Genomic DNA, 17,349 nt, shown 5'->3' on the forward strand with positions numbered 1-17,349 from the left:
ATGCTATTTATTTTGTGTCTCTATATTCCTGCGGCGTTACCCCAAACTGCCGTTTGAATACTTTAATAAAATAAGCAGGGTCCATATAGCCAATCTCCATGCTGATTTCATAGACTTTTTTAGAAGTCGTCTTCAGCTTATGACAGGCACGATCCATCCGTAAACGCGAGATATAATCGCTAATTCCTTCACCCGTTTCAATCTTATATATTTTTGATAAATGCGTCGGATGGAGATTTACATGATCAGCCAGAACACGTAATGATACATCATCATGTAAGTTCTTATCCGTATAATCCTGAATTTTCTTTACATACTCGGAACGTATATCTTTGATTTCGTTAGATGTTCCTTCTTTTAGATTGGCTAGAACACTTAGTGACCATTTTCTTAGTTTACTAATGCTGGTAAAAGCATCCCCACTCTGCAACGCTTCCATGTCGGTCCCCATTAAGCTTGCCAGTGTATGACCATTGCGATGGGCAAGATTCGTGAAAGAGGCAGTAATTAAAAAGCCAGCCTCCATACAATGTTCCCAGGATTCAGACCATTTCTCATCCAATTCAGCACAGACGGCAAGTAATTTCTCTTCGGCCGCATCCCAATGTCCACTCTCCAGTAGGTGAATCAAAGTGGGAGGGGTATATAGAGCATCCAAGGGGCCGTGCGCTGAAGGAAGTTCCAAGTCACTGACCCGCATAATGAATTCTCGCTCATCTCCGACAATTTGACGGAAAGAGGAGGAGGCTTGATGGAAACGATTTGACAACTGCTCAGGAAACTTGAACCACTCCGTGATTACAATGGAAAGTGAACCTTTCAGGAATTGTTTAACCTTGTACTGAAGTTGTAAAGAAAGCTTTTCTAATATGGATTCTTTTCCAAGATCAGTTCCTTGTTCTTTAAGCTGGAGCAGAAACACAAGATATCCATGTTCCTCTTTAACGCCCCAAACCTCCATAAATTCACCCATAATCTCTTCAGCCATATTAATGATCGCATATTCAATCAAGGTTTGATCTGTATTATCAAATTCTCCGAATTCTTCTTCCATTCGTACAAGCATCAATGCGGATTCTCCGGATTGGAAGGGTAGATCGTAACTCACGAGCTTCCGTTCCCATTCTCCGGCTTGAAATCGATGACCTTGTAAGGCATCCAGTAACAATCGCCCCCGTAAAACCGGAAGATTCTCCCGGAGGGTAAACTGGGTTCGCTTAAGAGAACTAATGAGCTCCCATTCTGCATTTAATTGATTGATCGCATTTTTGACTGCTCCGAGCAATTCATCATCAGTAGGCGGTTTAAGCAAGTAATCCACGGTCTTATTCTGGAGTGCTTTTTTGGCATAATCGAATTCTGAATGGCCGGATAATATAATACATTTTATTTTTTTGTTGTGTTTTCTTATCCGCTCTATCAATTCAATTCCCGTCATTTCTGGCATTTGAATATCTGAGATTACTATATCAATGGGATGCGTATCAATAATTTGTAAGGCTTCACGTGCTGAATAAGCTTTATGCACCTGTTCAATTCCCAGCGTATGCCAGGGTTTAGTCATGGAAAGATTATCTACCCAGTGTGCTTCGTCGTCTACTATGATCATCTGCATGTTGTTAGTCTCCTTGATGGTTCTTTAATTTATAACTTTCATCCTCAGTTGGGATCTCCCAGATAATCTCTGTTCGGAATCCACCGAGAGGGGATGGCTTGAATGTAAGACTTGAATGATTGCCGAATAGGTGTATGATCCGCTGATTCGTATTCCAAAGACCACAACCCATTTCTTCCTGCAAAGGCTCCTGCATTTTACGATTTAATGCTTCTAGCTGATCCAGATTCAAGCCGGGACCATCGTCATCAATATAAATTTTGCAGAAACCGTTTGACTTCTCACCACTAATTTTGATTTCACCTGATGTATAAGACTTCGATACTCCATGAATCACAGAATTCTCTACCATCGGTTGAAGCATTAGGCGTGGCACAGACTGGCTTAGCATATCCTCAGGAATATCAATATGATATTCAATTCTGCCATTGCGCAGCTTCTGGATATCTAAATAGTTGACAAGAAGCTTGATTTCTTCCTCCAAAGAAGCTGTCTCTCGTTCCATTCGGGTGGTATAGCGATAGTAAGCACTTAAATTATACGCCATGGAGACGACAGCGTCCTCATCTTTCATCTGGGCCATATTGATAATATAACCAAGGCAGTTATAGAGGAAATGTGGATTGATTTGCGCTTGGAGCTGCTTCAGGGTAGCTTCTCGGGCTCGGATCTTTTCATTAAATACATTTTCTATCAAGTCTTGAATTTGATGGGACATATCATTAAAACGGTGGAACAGAAACGAAAACTCATTTTGCTCTTTGCTATGAAGACGTACGGAGTAGTCTCCCTGCTGTACGCGCCGTAACCCGCTGACTAGCTTTTTAATTGGATATTGAACATTTCTATATAGCAGAATTGAAGAGGAAATTCCCACAACAAATAGCAAAATCATAGTGATATAGAATAAATCCCGACTAATAGAAATCGGTTTGAGTATTTGATAAAGCGGGACAACATCTATCAAATGCCAGTCCAAAGAGGATGACTTCACAGAGCTGACCAAATAGTTCTTCCCATTCAGTTTCACTACATCCTCGGTTGTATTATCCGGAGAGTGGTTGTCCAAATAACGAATAAGTTCATCTGATAGCTGCTTGTCCGCACTACGGTTCAAGATCGGTTTATCCCCTTTGTGATAGAAGAAAGGATCACCTTGCCCACCTGCTTTATATGAATCTAGCATGTTTTGAATGTTCTCATAACTGAAACTCGCTTCAATGACTAGGCTACTTCCCGTTAAAGTTCCTGGCTGAGCTAAGGAATCCGTAAAGAACCAGTAAAAGGATTTTAGATCGCCCTGAGATTCCACGCCATGATCACCATACGTCCATTTTCCACTCATATTTGCTTTTAAATAATCCTCATCATACCCAGTGGGTCTGTCGTAGTTGGCAATGACATCTTTATTCTGCTGTGAATGAACAGCGTATCTGGTAGGCCAAATATCTGTAACCCCAGCCTGCAGCACCATCTTTTCCTGAATAATATATCTTGTCTGCATTTGATCATATCGATCTTCCCATACATTTAATCCATTGAATGCCCTGACATTGGGATCTTTGGAAAGAATAAGAGTGAAATCCATCATCTGATTAATTCGCGAATCGATCTGGTTGGATAAAAAAGTGAGTTGTTTCGTGTTGGACATCTGCAGCTCTTTACCTACAACGTCGAAAGTGACGTTATTTGAGAAGGTATACATGATAATGATGGGAATGAATAAGATTATGATCAAGCTGTTTATCTTGGCAAACAGACTAAATCGAGAATGTAAGTTTTCTCTAACTTTTGTAAAGCGCTTCCATAAATTCATAAATGCCCCTCCAAATGATGTCCTAATAAAACCCTATCAAGCCCTAACAATGTTATATAGTCAAACCTAAGAAACGCCTGATACTATTTATAGCAGAGATCCCCATCACACACAAAATATTTTTTTGGGAACAGGAGAGAGCTATGGAGGCTAATATGGAGGTTAACTCGATACAGCAGGCGAGCCTAGAAAGTCAGCCAGGTAAAAAAAGAAAAAAAGGCTTTAATCAACCATGGATTCTCCATTTAATGGTGTTGCCGGCGGCAATTATGGTTTTTATTTTTTCTTATATTCCGATGTCCGGAATTCTTATGGCATTTCAAGACTATAAACCTGCACTAGGTTTTTTTGATTCCGAGTGGGTCGGACTTAAGCATTTCAGGTACATGTGGGAGAATGATTACTTCCTGCAGATCACATGGAATACGTTGTTTTTTGCATGCTCCAAAATTGTTTTGAACTTGATTATTCCTTTCATCTTCGCGTTATTGCTCAATGAGGTAAGGAGGATGGGGCTTAAAAGAACCATTCAAACACTCGTTTATCTCCCGCACTTTCTGTCTTGGGTTACCCTTTCAGGGATTCTCATTGATATCCTTGCTCAGACAGGTATTGTCAATCAATTCCTCACATCCGTATTCGGCATCAAGCCAATATTCTTTCTAGGGGACGGCAACTGGTTCAGGTTCACAATTATTGCTAGTGATGTCTGGAAAGAGTTTGGATTCAATACGATTATCTTTCTAGCGGCACTTTCGGGTATAAATCCATCACTCTATGAAGCTGCTGAAGTGGATGGGGCGGGCCGTTGGAAACAGACGATATATCTTACAATTCCTGCGTTAATCCCGATCGCTATCGTAATCGCAACCTTGGCGCTGGGTAATGTGCTAAACGCAAACTTTGACCAGATCTTTAACTTGTACAGTCCATTGATCTACCAACAGGGAGATATCATTGATACCTTCGTATACAGAGAAGGTCTACTAAGCGGACAGTTCAGCTTCGCGACCGCAGTTAATCTATTCAAATCGGTAATCAGCCTAGTCTTAATCGTTGTCTCTTACCGACTAGCTTATAGATTTGCAGGGTACAGAATTTTCTAGAAAGGATGACATCTGATGTACCATAAAACAATTCCATATCGAATATTCAGTATAATCAATAATGTGTGCCTAACTATCCTTTCCGTGCTCTGCTTGCTACCTTTGTATCACTTACTCATGGTATCTTTAAGCTCTTCCGCACCTGCTAATGCTGGATTAGTCACATTCTGGCCGATTGACTTTACACTTGAAGCCTACGCAAAGACGTTTAATAATGTCAATTTCCTTACCTCCTTGTGGGTGTCTGTACAGCGGACAATCCTCGGAACAGCACTTGCGCTAATAGTAAATACGGTTGCAGCTTATGCGCTGTCTAAGGAAACAAGAGTGTTTCGTGCAAGAAACGTCTATCTTTGGTATTTTGTAGTCACCATGCTGTTCAGCGGTGGTCTAATTCCGGGTTACATCTTAATTCTGAAGCTTGGCCTTATGAATTCATTGATGGCGCTTATTCTTCCTGGATTAGTTGCTGTATTTAACATCATTTTGCTTCTTAATTTCTTCCGTACCGTACCTAAGGATCTCGAGGAAGCAGCTTTTATTGATGGAGCAGGGCACTTCAAGACCTTTGTGAAAATATATTTACCGGTCTCCTTACCTGTCATCGCAACCATTTCTCTATTCCTTATGGTAGGACACTGGAACGCTTACTTTGACGGTATCATCTATATTAGAGATGCAGACAAGCTTCCACTAGCGACGTTTATGCAGACAATTATCGTTCAGGCAGATATGTCTAAGCTTGATCCGGCCGCTGTTGCTAATTTGTCACAACGTACCATTCGGGCTTCACAGATTTTCATAAGCGCGTTGCCAATTCTATTAGTTTATCCTTTCTTGCAACGTTTCTTTGTAACTGGGATTGTAGTTGGTGCAGTAAAAGAATAATCTCTTTTTAGCAAAAGAGTTTTAACAAGGAGCTACGGTTCTAGTCCATGACTAGACCTTGTAGCTCCTTGTTTTGTTATGAAGAAACTCATAACTAATTGGATAATTATTGAAAAAGTTAAAAATATTCAGAAAATTTTCATATGACGTTCATGCTTACTTAAGCTATAATGAGGTCAAAAAGAGAAAACGGGGCATTGTAATGAATCAAATAAAAGGTGACAAAAGTCTTCTCTCAGAGAAAAAGGAGCGTTTCTCTTCTGCCGGCTTTATTTTTGCAGCCATCGGGAGCTCAGTAGGACTGGGGAATATGTGGAAATTCCCTTATATAACTGGGGAAAATGGGGGAGCGGCTTTCTTCCTTCTCTTCATTGTATGTTTAGTATTGATTGGTTTACCCGTACTATTAGCAGAACTGGCCATCGGCCGCAGCGGACGTGGAAGCGCGGCCACCGCATTTGTACGGGCTGGAGGCGGGAAGAGTTGGATGGCAGTCGGCTTTCTACAAGTCCTTGCACCATTTCTAATTCTCTCCTTTTATATCATTGTTGCAGGATGGACGCTGAACTACGCGATGATTGCCTTCAATGGACAACTGTTCGGTTCTAGTAACTATGCAGGTGAATTCAGCTCCTTTATATCTGGACCGATGCCAATTGTTTGGCAGGGGATCGCAATCCTAATTACGGCAGGTATTGTCATTCTTGGAGTTTCAGGCGGGATTGAGAAATTTAATAAAGTTTTAATTCCTGGTCTGGTTGTTCTCCTTTTTGTATTGATGATCCGCGCAGTAACCTTACCGGGTGCAAACGAAGGGGTAGCCTTTTTCCTTAAACCTGACTTTTCGGTGCTGACGGCGGAATCTGCGTTAGTCGCATTAGGGCATGCCTTCTTTTCATTGTCGCTCGGGATGGGGATTCTCCTGACTTATGGATCTTATGTGGATAAAAAACAATCACTGGGTACTGCTGCATTGGCAGTCGGTGCGGGAGATTTGTTATATGCATTTATCGCAGGATTGATCATTTTTCCGACAACCTTCTCATTTGGTATTGCTCCTGATCAAGGGCCTTCGCTAATTTTCATTGCGTTGCCAGCGGCTTTCTCAGCGATGCCTTTTGGTGCATTTTTCGGTGGTCTGTTCTTTATCTTGCTAGCGATCGCGGCATTAACCTCTGCCGTATCTCTGCTTGAGGTGCCTGTATCTTTCGCAATGGAGCGCTGGAATTGGAGCCGGAAACGTTCAGTTTGGATTTTGTCTTTAGTATGTTTTCTACTCAGTGTGCCTTCGGCGATGTCGCTGGGAATGTTCCCTGAGCTTTCGTTTGGTGGCAAAGCGCTGTTCGATTGGGTGGATTTTGTAACTTCTAACATTATGTTGCCATTAGGCGGTCTGCTGGTTACTATCTTTGCCGGTTATTTCTGGAAAGGTGCAGCAGAAGCGGCTGGGCTTAAGGCAGGTTGGTTCCGCGTTTGGTTGTTTATGCTCCGTTATGTTGCGCCGATTTTGGTGTTCTTGGTGTTGCTTCATACTTCGGGGATAATTAAATTTTAATTCGATAAAACTTCCTGAATTGTACCGCTGTTCGTGGTTGGAATTCGGAGACAATTTAGCAGGGCCCCTTCCTCGATCAGTTTGAGGAAGGGGCTTTTTTTGTTTTTTAAGAATATTTGACAATATAATGTAATTGTCATATATATAAGTAGTAAGTAGTAAGTAGTAAGTAGTAAGTAACACGAAATAAACATCATCCAGTAAATACGAATTTAAGGATGGGGGTGGATGGTTATGACGGATTTAAAATTAGCACCAAGTTTTTCATTGATCGCGTTAAATGCACAGAGAAGTCTTCATATGACTACTGTCAAGAGGGTGTCTTTACGCTGCATGGCAGCAGCGGTTATATTGGAGCTTTACTTAGAGGGATGTTTTACACAATCTGAGAACAAGTTAACCTTGCGCAAGGAAGCTCTTGAGCAATCTCATTCAACACTTTACAGAGAAACTGTTCTACAACCCGTGCTTCATAAAAGTGCTGAGGTGAAGGGTGACCTAAATTGGTGGTTAAAAAAAGCTTCTATGCTGTCTAACAAACAATTAAAAAAGTTTGAAGCTGCGATTTCAGATGATCTTAAGGCAATGAATTTACTTGATGATATCCCAAGTCTGTTAGGAAGCGACATGTTTTTTGAATCTGCTGAAGTTGAAATTAGAGTGTATCGCAGTAATATAGAGGCGTACACAAGCATTACAGAGAACATTCGGGCAGAAATCTTGGAAGAGGGTCCAGTAACGGATGAGGTCATTTGTATGCTGTGGCTACTCCGTGAATGTGGATGTATGCATGATTTCTTCTCGCTGAACGAATTAGAAAGAGTGAATATCAAATTACATGATCTATACCAAAGTAACTTATGGGCAAAGGCGTTGTTTCCTACACAAATTCGCCATGGAATTGAGTTAGGCGTAAAACGTTTTTTAGTGTTGAAGTCAAAGTTTGCGAAGACATTTATCGGTAGTAGTATCAATTATCTCTTCCCAGCCTTAGAGCGATCACAAGCTGTCTTTATTGAAACAGAGGCATGGTTTGATAATTCTGATAAAAGACTAGACGCAGTTATTACTAGATTAAATTCCTATGGACATGAAGTTAAGGTGATAAAAAGAGGATCGATTGCGACCCTTAAAATTGATAATCTATTATACGATGCTTTGCCGCATTTTGTAGTAATGAATGTGCCAATTCAAGGTGTGCGTCTTGTTCCAAAGCACCCGCTGTAAAGGAGTTGGTTATCATTGTCTAGACAACGATCCATGGAGAATATTTTGGCGTCAGAGTATGTATCTATTGGAGAATTGGTAAGAATCACAAATTCTCGTTATAGTACACTCAAACATTACACAGAAGAAGGTATGCTGCCCTTTGAACAGGCAGAGGAGAATTTAACACGCAGATATAAAAGAGAGGAAACCGTCGCACGTTTTCTTTGGATAAAAGAACTGAAAGCGAACGGCTTAACTATCCCACAAATTAAAGAAGCTTTAGAATGAATTAAACATCGGGATGGTTTCCGGTGTTTTTTTTGTTTTTTTTAATCAAAGAATTAATTATTCTCCGTCAGCCGTGCACCAATCATTTTAACAAATTGCTCAGCCGCAACGGACAGCTTTCTATCCCGTCGTACTGCAAAGCCTATACTGCGAGGTAGAAGCGGATCGTCCAAGCGCAGCTCATAAAGCTTTCCACTTTGAAGATCCTCTAGCACGAAAGAACGGCTAATAAAAGCCGCCCCATACCCTAATCTAGCGAACTCAGCCAGCAGCTCTATACTCCCCAATTCTATATCTGGGATGACCGATAAGCCCTTAGTGGCAAACCATTGCTCAACAAATACTCTTGTGCTGCTTCCGGGTGAGAATAAGATCAAAGGCAACTCCGACAGCTCTTTCATAGTTAGTGAACGACTCGCTAATTCTTGATAGGCTTCACCTACTACAAAACAATCCTCCAATACGGCCAGCGTCTGTATATTTAGCAGCGGATCGTGAAGAGGCATATGGACGAAGGCGCAGTCGATCTCACCATTTTTTAAACGCTCAGTGATGTCTGGTGTTTTTCCATGTGAAAGACGAATTCGTATACCAGGGTATGTGCCATGAAAGGTATTCAACTGCGGCAACAACAGATGCTTGATCAAATAATCGCTGGCCCCAATCCGTATTTCTCCTTCATTTAATTGCTTCAAGTTCTTGAGATGCTTCTGTGCAGAATCCAGCATGGAAAAGGATTGCTCTACATATTCGAAAAGGGCTCGTCCTTCTTCTGTAAGCTCTACACCTTTGGATAGTCTGTGGAACAGCTTCAGTCCCAAAGCTTCTTCCATTTGCTTAATGGCATAACTCACAGAGGGCTGTGTAATATGTAGCTCCCCCGCAGCTTTTGTTAAATTTCGATGACGTGCTGTTTGCAAAAAAATCCGATACCATTCCAAGTTAAACATGTGGTATAGAACACCTCTATATCATTATGGTTAAAATCCAATTTCATTTATTTCATTTCATTCATTATAATCAAGCTAGATGAATAATTCAAAGGGGTGGATAAAATGGTATCCAATCAACCGGATTGGGAAGCGCGTTCTCCATGGTCACGGAATAGCGATAAACAGGTAGTGAAGGTTAGTCCAGCGAAAACGGCAATCAATGGGACGTTAACAATATCGGGTAGCAAAAGTCTGACGAATCGTGCGTTGGTGATGGCTGCTTTAGCTGAAGGGCGTTCAGAAATTAAAGGAATATTGCTCAGCGATGACTCCTACTGGTGTATTGAATCATTAAAGATACTGGGAATTCCGGTAGTAATACAAGAAGAAACGGCAATCGTGGATGGCTGTGGAGGTAACTGGCCGAATCCGACTGGCGAGCTATATGTAGGAGCTGCAGGTACGGTAGCAAGATTCTTACCCGCAGCGCTGGCGGCAGGGACTGGCACTTGGACAATGAACGGAAGTAAACGACTGTGTGAACGACCATTAGCTCCATTACTCGACGCATTAACGAATCTTGGTACACAGTTTGAATATAAACAAGCCGAACGCTGTTTACCTTTTACATTAAATGCACAGGGTCTGCAAGGCGGAAAGGCAACGCTGCCCGGCTCCACTTCAAGTCAATTTATTAGTGGATTACTGTTAGCAGCACCGTACGCTAAAGAGCCGGTAACCGTGTATATCGATGGAGAAGTTGTGCAAAGAGACTATGTCGAGATGACCCTTGCCATGATGGCCTCCTTTGGAGTAACACCTGAAGCATCTCAGGACGGTCAATCGATAACAGTTCCTAGCGGAAAGTATAAAGGACAAAGTATCCATTTAGAGCCGGATATATCCACATGTTGTTACTTTTGGGCGGTAGCTGCGCTTACGGCAGGCCGTGTACGAATTGAAGGGATTGACGCAAGAAACACCAGTCAACCTGACATAGAGTTCTTAGACGTTCTGGAGTTAATGGGCTGTACAGTTCTTCGTGGGGACAACTTTGTTGAAGTGCAAGGCGTCCCACAGCTTAAGGGTGGATTCACAGTGAGTATGAAGAAGTGGTCGGACCAAACACTAACTGTGGCTGCTATGGCTATTTTTGCCGATGGACCAATCACTCTAAAGGATGCCGCGCATATCAGACATCATGAATGTGATCGGATATCTGCTATATGTGAAGAAATAAGTAAGCTCGGAATACGTGTGGAAGAGTTTGAGGATGGTCTAACAGTATATCCCGGTCAGCCAATCCCTGCTTTACTAGATTCTCATGACGATCATCGCATGGCTATGGCACTTTCTTTAATTGGATTGAAGATTGAGAATATTCAGATTATGGACCCTGGCTGCGTCTCCAAGACATGTCCAGATTATTTTGATCGTTTGTCAGCATTAGGCGTACAGATCCAATACTAATTAAGGAGTGCATATATAATGGCAGGAAATACATTCGGTGAAGTGTTTAAAATTACGACCTTCGGGGAGTCACATGGTGTGTCAGTCGGGGTCATAGTGGATGGAGTAACACCTGGCGTCGAGATTGATGAAGCGTACATTCAGAAGCAGATGGATCGGAGAAAGCCGGGCCAATCTTCGGTGACTACACCTCGTAAGGAATATGACATTGTCCACATACAATCAGGAGTATTTGAGGGGAAAACAACAGGCACACCACTCTTTGTAGTTCTTCAAAACCACGATATGCGGCCAGAAGCGTACAGTGAAATTCAGGAAGCTTTTCGGCCTGGTCATGCCGATTTTACTTATTTAGAGAAATACGGCATTCGAGATCATCGAGGTAGCGGACGTGCTTCAGGTAGAGAAACAGCAGCAAGAGTAGCTGGAGGAGCGATAGCTCGTAAGCTATTAGAGAGAAGAGGTGTAGAGGTAATAGCGTACACACAAGAAATCGGTGGCATAAAGTGTGAATCCTTCGATGAGGGTGTGATTGAACAAAATGCTGTCCGTGCCTGTGATCCAATTGCAGCTGACAAAATGATTAAAAAGATTGAGCGATTAGCTGAGATTGGAGATAGCTGTGGTGGCATCGTGGAGTGCCGTATTCGTGGCGTGATTCCGGGTCTTGGGGAGCCGGTATTTGATAAATTGGATGCAGAACTGGCGAAAGCTATGCTGTCCATTGGTGCTGTAAAAGGGATAGAATTCGGAGCTGGCTTCGAAGCGGCAACGATGCTGGGAAGTGAGCATAATGACGCGATGAATAGTGATGGTTTCCTTACTAATCATTCCGGAGGAATCATCGGCGGGATTAGCACCGGACAAGAAATCGTATTTCGGATTAGTGTAAAGCCGACCTCGTCCATTTCTGTTCCTCAGCAAACGACTAACATCAAGGGGGAAGAGCAAGAGATACGCACCGAAGGTAGACATGATCCATGTATTTGTCCGAGAATCGTCCCTGTTGTAGAGGCTATGGCCTGTTTAGTGTTGGAGGATCAATACAAACGACAAGCTGCTATGCTTGGATAATTCAAGAGTGGTATTAACAATAAAAGCAGCGGTATGCTAAGACTTTAGTTCCAGTCCTAGCACCGCTGCTTCATTTTTAGAGCATCAAATACCGTTTTGCTATTATTTCAGGGTTTAACCCAGGATTCGTTCAGATCCATTTCTCGGATACATTCAGCCGAGTCGTTCCTGTTGTTGTTAATCATTGGTGTGACCGGGTACACCTGCATTTCATCTGCTGAATAGGGCTGCAGAATCGGATGCAGTGCTTCCAGATCATTTGTTTCCTCATCAAGCCATCGAGTAATATCCTGTGGGGACAAAATCGCCGGCATCCGGCTCTCAAATTCACTAATTAGTGGATTTGCTTCTGTCATAACTAGACTGCAGGTGCGCAGAGGCTCCCCGCGCGTATCACGCCAAATTTCGTATAGACCAGCTACTCCGAACATACTGCGATTATTCATGACTACCCGAACTGGATAAGTCTTCTTACCTTCTTTTCTCCAATAGTAAAATCCATTGCACGGGATAATACAGCGCTGCTTATCCACCATCCTGCGGTAGGTTGGATTCTGATGCACATTTCGGAGATCCGCATTGACCGCATCTTTTCCCCAATAAGGAACGAATCCCCAACGGAACTCATCCAGAACTCGCTCACCATCCTGCTGTAACACGACCGGCATATCCTGCATGGGACTAATGTTATAGCGGTCTTTAAAGTAGTACATCACCCGGTTAATTTCAAAATGATCCCTTATTTCCTGCAGCTCGGCCGCCAGAGAAAAACGTTGACACATGTAATTTCAGCCTCCTTTTGTTCAGTAGTGTTTGTAAAAGAAGGTAAATTATTCATGGTTTCCGTGGCCAATAGATAGAAATAGAGGAGCCGTAAGGTAACGGCCCCTCGTAGTTTATTTTGCTTGCTTCTAACTCAATCTAGTTCCGAGGGAGCTTCCCCCCATACTGTGCCCTTAGCTGCTGCAACTTGTCCAGCTTGCTCAGGCTGCTATCCCTATTTGCTAGACCTACTCCGAGAATCAGATTCTCGATAATATAAGTGGGACCGACCATGGAGTGAAACTCCCAAACCTCGCCCCTACCGGCGTACAGTACAATATCTGCATCTTGAGATCGAGGATACACGAGTCTGTCGGTGATCAGAATGACCTGATATTTAGCATCACGTGCATGATCTAGAATTACCTCTATTTCAGGCAGCAATTGCACAAAACCAAAGACAAGCAAGACATCTTGTTTATCGGTATGCATCAAGGTCTCTAGCAGCTCATGACCGCTAGGGGCCATTTTTTTCATCTGTAGACCAAAACGCACCATTCGATAGATCATCAGCTCCGCCAGTCCGGCACAGGGACCGGGACTATATACATAAACAATCCGTGCGGTTGTCAGAGTATCTATTGCACGCTGCAGCGCCTTGTCGCTCAAATAGCGGCGGGTCTCTTGTAGATGATGTGTGCAATTATCTAGCAGCAGCTGAGGTAGCGAACTATCATCCGATCTCTGCATTGCATCGCGCATTTTTATGGAAGGAGTGGACTCGAAGCGGAAACGGAGTCGATTCTTGAAATCCTTGGCATGCTTATACCCAGCCGCTTTCCAGAACCGAGAGACGGAGGCGATGCTCAAATGAAGCTCATCTGCCATTTCTTGTTCTGTCATATAGACCACACGTTGCTCATTTTTCTGAATAAAGTCAGCAATAATCCGTTGATTCGGTGAGAATGCGCGACGATTCCAATCTTTATACAATTTCTCATTCCTCCTAATATGAAGCGATAAATAGAATATAACGTGTGAAGATGTTGTAAATATTTTTACAGCGTTAAAAATATTGAAAAAAATATTACGCTCATTTAACAAATGGTAAAAGTTGTGCTGACATGGCCTTTTTATAATGAAGATAAATTCCTGTAGGGAGGCCAAATATTCATGAGTACGATAAAAACGCGCTACACGCTGACTCAGTCACAAAAAATGATGATTTTTGTACTGTCGATGTCGCTTTACGGCTTGTCCAATATGTTTACCGAGCTAGTGCCTGGGATCAAGCTAGGCCCCATTGAATTATCGATCGAATATTTCGCTTTCATTCCTTTGACCTTATGTATGTTGTTTCATCCATTGTATGCAGCTCTTGGAGCAGCAGTTGGGGAAGTGATCTTCGGAGAATTAATGTTAGGTCAATTTGGTGGATTGGGAGAGCTAGAGAAGTTCATTACCTTCTCGCTGGCGATGTATACGGCAGGACGTATGGTATCCGATCCCAAGAATCGTAGACAAGTCGGAGTAGCCGCGATTACCGGCGTGGCGATTCACCAGTTCTTTAGCTCCGTTGTAGATATAGTGAAGGTATGGGTAGGGGTAGAAGAGCTTGAAGCTGTTAAAGGGCTGGCTGAAAGTATCGTTGTAATTGAGGGAGTAGGCTTTCTAAATGATGTACTCTTCTCCGGTATCTTGTTCGCGCTGATTCCTACCATGTATCTGGTTCCGCGTCTATATGGAAAGATCGAACCATTGCTCGGAATGAAGCCGCGTGAACGGAATATGAAATACGCGTCAGGGGCCTGGTTATCTCCTAAGCTCGTCATAACTGGAACGATTCTGGTAATGGTTGCGCTTGGATCGGAACTGTTGTCGGAATCCGGATGGAACTTCGGTGACTTTGAGTTCGCATGGGCAGAGTCCAATGAAGAGAGCTTAATTTGGCTGAGTATGCTGGTAGCAGCAATCATTGCTGCAACGGCGATTATAGCCTTGATTCGGCGGTCAGCACGAAAAAGACAGGAAGCGGGTCAAATAGATGCGTAAATCAATACTCGAGCTGAATGGAGTCACCTTTACTTATCCGGGTGCGGAACAACCTGTACTCCAAGATGTGTCTTTGCGGCTGGAAGAAGGCGATTTCATTGCCATTATAGGTAGTAATGGTTCGGGGAAATCCACGCTGTGTAAATGCTTTAATGGCTTAATTCCTCATTATTACACAGGAGATTTTACTGGAGAAGCAACGATTTGCGGGCAACCGGCGGATGGCAAAAGTGTAGCGGAGCTTTCCAAGCATATAGGGTATGTCTATCAGGATTTTGAGAATCAATTGGTGCGTCCGACGGTACTTGATGATGTGTCGTTTACACCGCTCAATTATGGATTTGCTGATTACAAGGAACGGGGAGAGCGGGCACTGGCGCTAACCGGACTAAGTGATTTAAGAAATGAATTCATCTGGCAATTAAGTGGCGGGCAAAAACACTTGCTCGCTATAGCCGGAGCACTAGCTATGGATCCGGAAATTCTGGTCATTGATGAGCCGGTGGCTCAGCTGGATCCGCAGCACGCCCGCCATATATATGATATTCTGCGTCGTTTAAATGAGGAGCATGGAAAGACCATTGTAGTGATCGAACACCATGCAGAATTTATTGCAGATTATTGTAGGAATGTCGTTCTGATGGATCAAGGCAGAATGCGCTGGCAGAAGCCTGTACGAGAAGCTCTGTCATCTGTAAAAGAACTGCTGGAGCTGGGCATTTATCCACCGGATGTGACCCGGGCAGCTTGGCTGTTGCAATCTGATGCACCTCTAACTCAAGTACTTCCTTTGAATGCTGAAGAAGGAAGTGCCCGCATGATATTACGCCAGGCTGCAATGGTGAGGAATGATCAATCTGACCGAATGGATGAACAGCCACTTCGTGCAACTAAGGTAGTGAAGACTGTCGTTCAGATGGAGAATGTTCATCTATCCTACCGAACGATTCATAAGACGATGCATCCTGTCCTGAATGGCGTACAGTTAGAGCTGCGGCTGGGCGAGTCTATAGCTCTTATTGGCAACAACGGAGCGGGCAAATCTTCTTTAATGAAGCTGATTGCTGGAATTGTCAGGCCTACAGCTGGAACAGTTCATGTGAAGGGGATAACCGTAAACGGTCTGCCACCCGAACGTCTCTCCGGAACCGTAACCTACGTATTTCAGAATCCAGAGGAAATGTTTATTGAGGATTCAGTACGTAAAGAAATTGCGTATTATTTGAAGGCCCGGAAGCTAGTGGATACAGAAGAGAGAGTAGAAGAAATGCTAAGGGCATTTCGTCTCAGTGAATTAGCAGAACGTGACGCTCGTCTTTTGAGTGGTGGTCAGCAGCGACGAGTATCACTGGCCATCGGTGCTGCTGTTCGTCCTGCCGTCATGCTGCTTGATGAACCAACGGCTAATCTGGATATTTCGACCAAACAAGAAATGGTTCACGTACTGGATACGCTTCGCAGTCATGTAGAGACCGTAGTGATCGCGACTCATGATATGCAGCTTGTGTCCGAATGGGCGAGTAGGATTATCGTTATGCATCAAGGCCGGATTATTGCTGACGGGACCAAAGATGAAATTTTCGCTGACGGACTACTTTTACGGCGTGCGGGTCTGGCTCAGACGCAATTGATGGAGCTGAGTCGGATGCTTGGCTTGCCCCGCATTTGCAGTAGCTTAGAAGAGTTTGTAGGTCTAGTGGAGATACAAAAGGAGGTAGCTGCAAGCTATGGAAGCCGTTAAACGGGCACTTGACCGTATATCAGTAGAACAAATCAAACTGGAATTACTTGGGACTGCTTATAACAGTAGCAGTACTTTTCTAGGTAGGCTTGATCCGCGAACACTGCTACTTTGGTATTTGTTTTTTGCCATCGTACCTTGGTTCGTACATAACCGTACGGTCCTGTTAGGGATGTTCGTACTTATGGTCTTAACGACCGTCCTCTCCCGGGTCAGTCCTTATATTATTTTTATTTTATGTATGGGATTAATCAGCCAGATTGGGTGGATGTTCATATTGTCTCTTTTTTTCGGCGGAGGGATTGAATCATTGCTGCCCATGTTGACACTGACACTTAAGCTCTCAGTCATTTCCCTAGCAAGTATTACGGTGTTCTCCAGTCTCGATCCAGAAAGACTAAGTGACGGCCTGCTATCCTTAGGGATACCCGATACTTTTGCGTTTAGCTTATCTTATGGTTATCGTATTTTGCCAACATTATTGGAGGAATTTCATCAGATTCTATTGTCCTTCAGACTGAGAGGCCAAAGACCCCTGCAACACGGACTATTGTATTGGCGAACGGCAACGTATTATTTGCGCATTGTAATATTGGCCTTTTACCCGCTCATGCTGAACACCGCTAAACGTTCTCGAACCACGATCGAGGCACTTGAGACTCGGGGATTTAGCTATGGACTTAACAACAAGAAAGTGAAGAAGATTAAGTTATCTTATTTGAAAATGAAGCGGTCCGACTGGTACTTTTTATCCGGATCTACAGCTTATGTCGTCTTGCTATTCTGGATCGGTTATCTCTTCCCTAAACTGGTGTATTAACATAACTTACGCGCTCAAAGG

The 17,349-nt window shown here is 43.2% G+C and carries 15 protein-coding genes; 10 read left to right on the forward strand and 5 right to left on the reverse strand.

What is annotated here, in order from left to right:
• Window positions 1-7 precede the first annotated feature (7 nt).
• Entirely contained in the window at window positions 8-1,615 is a 1,608-nt protein-coding gene (locus tag NSS67_RS14210) for a response regulator (RefSeq protein ID WP_339320143.1), read from the reverse strand.
• Between the two features lie 4 nt (window positions 1,616-1,619).
• Window positions 1,620-3,431, reverse strand: coding sequence for a histidine kinase (locus tag NSS67_RS14215; protein WP_339320144.1), 1,812 nt, complete (start codon window positions 3,429-3,431; stop codon window positions 1,620-1,622).
• Between the two features lie 143 nt (window positions 3,432-3,574).
• On the opposite strand from NSS67_RS14215, the gene NSS67_RS14220 reads away from it, so the two are divergent.
• The 5 genes from NSS67_RS14220 to NSS67_RS14240 all read left to right on the forward strand — a co-directional run bounded on the left by NSS67_RS14220 (window position 3,575) and on the right by NSS67_RS14240 (window position 8,477).
• Window positions 3,575-4,537 (forward strand): ABC transporter permease subunit, encoded by a 963-nt coding sequence (locus NSS67_RS14220; protein WP_339320145.1) that lies wholly within the window; start codon window positions 3,575-3,577, stop codon window positions 4,535-4,537.
• Window positions 4,538-4,552: 15 nt separating this feature from the next.
• Window positions 4,553-5,425, forward strand: coding sequence for a carbohydrate ABC transporter permease (locus tag NSS67_RS14225; protein WP_339320146.1), 873 nt, complete (start codon window positions 4,553-4,555; stop codon window positions 5,423-5,425).
• A 202-nt stretch (window positions 5,426-5,627) separates the two neighbouring features.
• Window positions 5,628-6,980 carry a sodium-dependent transporter gene (locus NSS67_RS14230; RefSeq protein ID WP_339320147.1) on the forward strand — a complete coding sequence of 451 codons (1,353 nt, stop codon included), beginning with the start codon at window positions 5,628-5,630 and terminating at the stop codon, window positions 6,978-6,980.
• A gap of 234 nt (window positions 6,981-7,214) precedes the next feature.
• The gene (locus tag NSS67_RS14235; RefSeq protein ID WP_339320148.1) at window positions 7,215-8,207 is read left to right on the forward strand and encodes a hypothetical protein; all 993 of its coding nucleotides are present in this window, start codon (window positions 7,215-7,217) and stop codon (window positions 8,205-8,207) included.
• 15 nt (window positions 8,208-8,222) lie between these two features.
• Entirely contained in the window at window positions 8,223-8,477 is a 255-nt protein-coding gene (locus NSS67_RS14240; RefSeq protein ID WP_339320149.1) for a helix-turn-helix domain-containing protein, read from the forward strand.
• Between the two features lie 53 nt (window positions 8,478-8,530).
• On the opposite strand, the gene NSS67_RS14245 is transcribed toward NSS67_RS14240, so the two are convergent.
• Window positions 8,531-9,427 carry a LysR family transcriptional regulator gene (locus tag NSS67_RS14245; RefSeq protein ID WP_339320150.1) on the reverse strand — a complete coding sequence of 299 codons (897 nt, stop codon included), beginning with the start codon at window positions 9,425-9,427 and terminating at the stop codon, window positions 8,531-8,533.
• Window positions 9,428-9,532: 105 nt separating this feature from the next.
• Here NSS67_RS14245 and aroA point away from each other — a divergent pair, with 105 nt between their 5' ends.
• The gene (gene aroA, locus NSS67_RS14250) at window positions 9,533-10,879 is read left to right on the forward strand and encodes a 3-phosphoshikimate 1-carboxyvinyltransferase (RefSeq protein ID WP_339320595.1); all 1,347 of its coding nucleotides are present in this window, start codon (window positions 9,533-9,535) and stop codon (window positions 10,877-10,879) included.
• An 18-nt stretch (window positions 10,880-10,897) separates the two neighbouring features.
• Complete coding sequence (gene aroC, locus NSS67_RS14255; protein ID WP_339320151.1) at window positions 10,898-11,953, forward strand: chorismate synthase; 1,056 nt, start codon at window positions 10,898-10,900, stop codon at window positions 11,951-11,953.
• Window positions 11,954-12,060: 107 nt separating this feature from the next.
• Here the strand turns inward: aroC and NSS67_RS14260 are convergent, their stop codons facing one another.
• Both NSS67_RS14260 and NSS67_RS14265 read right to left on the reverse strand, forming a co-directional pair.
• On the reverse strand, window positions 12,061-12,735 hold the full coding sequence (locus NSS67_RS14260; RefSeq protein ID WP_339320152.1) for an SOS response-associated peptidase: 675 nt from the start codon (window positions 12,733-12,735) through the stop codon (window positions 12,061-12,063).
• 139 nt (window positions 12,736-12,874) lie between these two features.
• Entirely contained in the window at window positions 12,875-13,708 is an 834-nt protein-coding gene (locus tag NSS67_RS14265) for a MurR/RpiR family transcriptional regulator (RefSeq protein ID WP_339320153.1), read from the reverse strand.
• 180 nt (window positions 13,709-13,888) lie between these two features.
• Here NSS67_RS14265 and NSS67_RS14270 point away from each other — a divergent pair, with 180 nt between their 5' ends.
• From NSS67_RS14270 to NSS67_RS14280, 3 genes are read left to right on the forward strand one after another with little or no spacing between them, the layout of a single operon-like run.
• Window positions 13,889-14,767 (forward strand): cell division protein FtsQ, encoded by an 879-nt coding sequence (locus NSS67_RS14270; protein ID WP_339320154.1) that lies wholly within the window; start codon window positions 13,889-13,891, stop codon window positions 14,765-14,767.
• A complete protein-coding gene (locus tag NSS67_RS14275; RefSeq protein ID WP_339320155.1) occupies window positions 14,760-16,508 on the forward strand; it encodes an energy-coupling factor transporter ATPase in 1,749 nt (582 codons plus the stop codon). The genes NSS67_RS14270 and NSS67_RS14275 overlap by 8 nt, the downstream gene beginning before the upstream one ends.
• On the forward strand, window positions 16,495-17,328 hold the full coding sequence (locus NSS67_RS14280) for an energy-coupling factor transporter transmembrane component T (RefSeq protein WP_339320156.1): 834 nt from the start codon (window positions 16,495-16,497) through the stop codon (window positions 17,326-17,328). The genes NSS67_RS14275 and NSS67_RS14280 overlap by 14 nt, the downstream gene beginning before the upstream one ends.
• Window positions 17,329-17,349 lie beyond the last annotated feature (21 nt).

Source organism: Paenibacillus sp. FSL R10-2734 (assembly GCF_037963865.1).
Classification (GTDB): domain Bacteria; phylum Bacillota; class Bacilli; order Paenibacillales; family Paenibacillaceae; genus Paenibacillus_AQ.

Excerpts from the sequence above, each read along its gene's own strand:
- NSS67_RS14210 (WP_339320143.1), bottom strand. The coding sequence starts at position 1,615 with ATGCAGATGATCATAGTAGACGACGAAGCACACTGGGTAGATAATCTT.
- NSS67_RS14215 (WP_339320144.1), bottom strand. The coding sequence starts at position 3,431 with ATGAATTTATGGAAGCGCTTTACAAAAGTTAGAGAAAACTTACATTCT.
- NSS67_RS14220 (WP_339320145.1), top strand. The coding sequence starts at position 3,575 with ATGGAGGCTAATATGGAGGTTAACTCGATACAGCAGGCGAGCCTAGAA.
- NSS67_RS14225 (WP_339320146.1), top strand. The coding sequence starts at position 4,553 with ATGTACCATAAAACAATTCCATATCGAATATTCAGTATAATCAATAAT.
- NSS67_RS14230 (WP_339320147.1), top strand. The coding sequence starts at position 5,628 with ATGAATCAAATAAAAGGTGACAAAAGTCTTCTCTCAGAGAAAAAGGAG.
- NSS67_RS14235 (WP_339320148.1), top strand. The coding sequence starts at position 7,215 with ATGACGGATTTAAAATTAGCACCAAGTTTTTCATTGATCGCGTTAAAT.
- NSS67_RS14245 (WP_339320150.1), bottom strand. The coding sequence starts at position 9,427 with ATGTTTAACTTGGAATGGTATCGGATTTTTTTGCAAACAGCACGTCAT.
- aroA (WP_339320595.1), top strand. The coding sequence starts at position 9,533 with ATGGTATCCAATCAACCGGATTGGGAAGCGCGTTCTCCATGGTCACGG.
- aroC (WP_339320151.1), top strand. The coding sequence starts at position 10,898 with ATGGCAGGAAATACATTCGGTGAAGTGTTTAAAATTACGACCTTCGGG.
- NSS67_RS14260 (WP_339320152.1), bottom strand. The coding sequence starts at position 12,735 with ATGTGTCAACGTTTTTCTCTGGCGGCCGAGCTGCAGGAAATAAGGGAT.
- NSS67_RS14270 (WP_339320154.1), top strand. The coding sequence starts at position 13,889 with ATGAGTACGATAAAAACGCGCTACACGCTGACTCAGTCACAAAAAATG.
- NSS67_RS14275 (WP_339320155.1), top strand. The coding sequence starts at position 14,760 with ATGCGTAAATCAATACTCGAGCTGAATGGAGTCACCTTTACTTATCCG.
- NSS67_RS14280 (WP_339320156.1), top strand. The coding sequence starts at position 16,495 with ATGGAAGCCGTTAAACGGGCACTTGACCGTATATCAGTAGAACAAATC.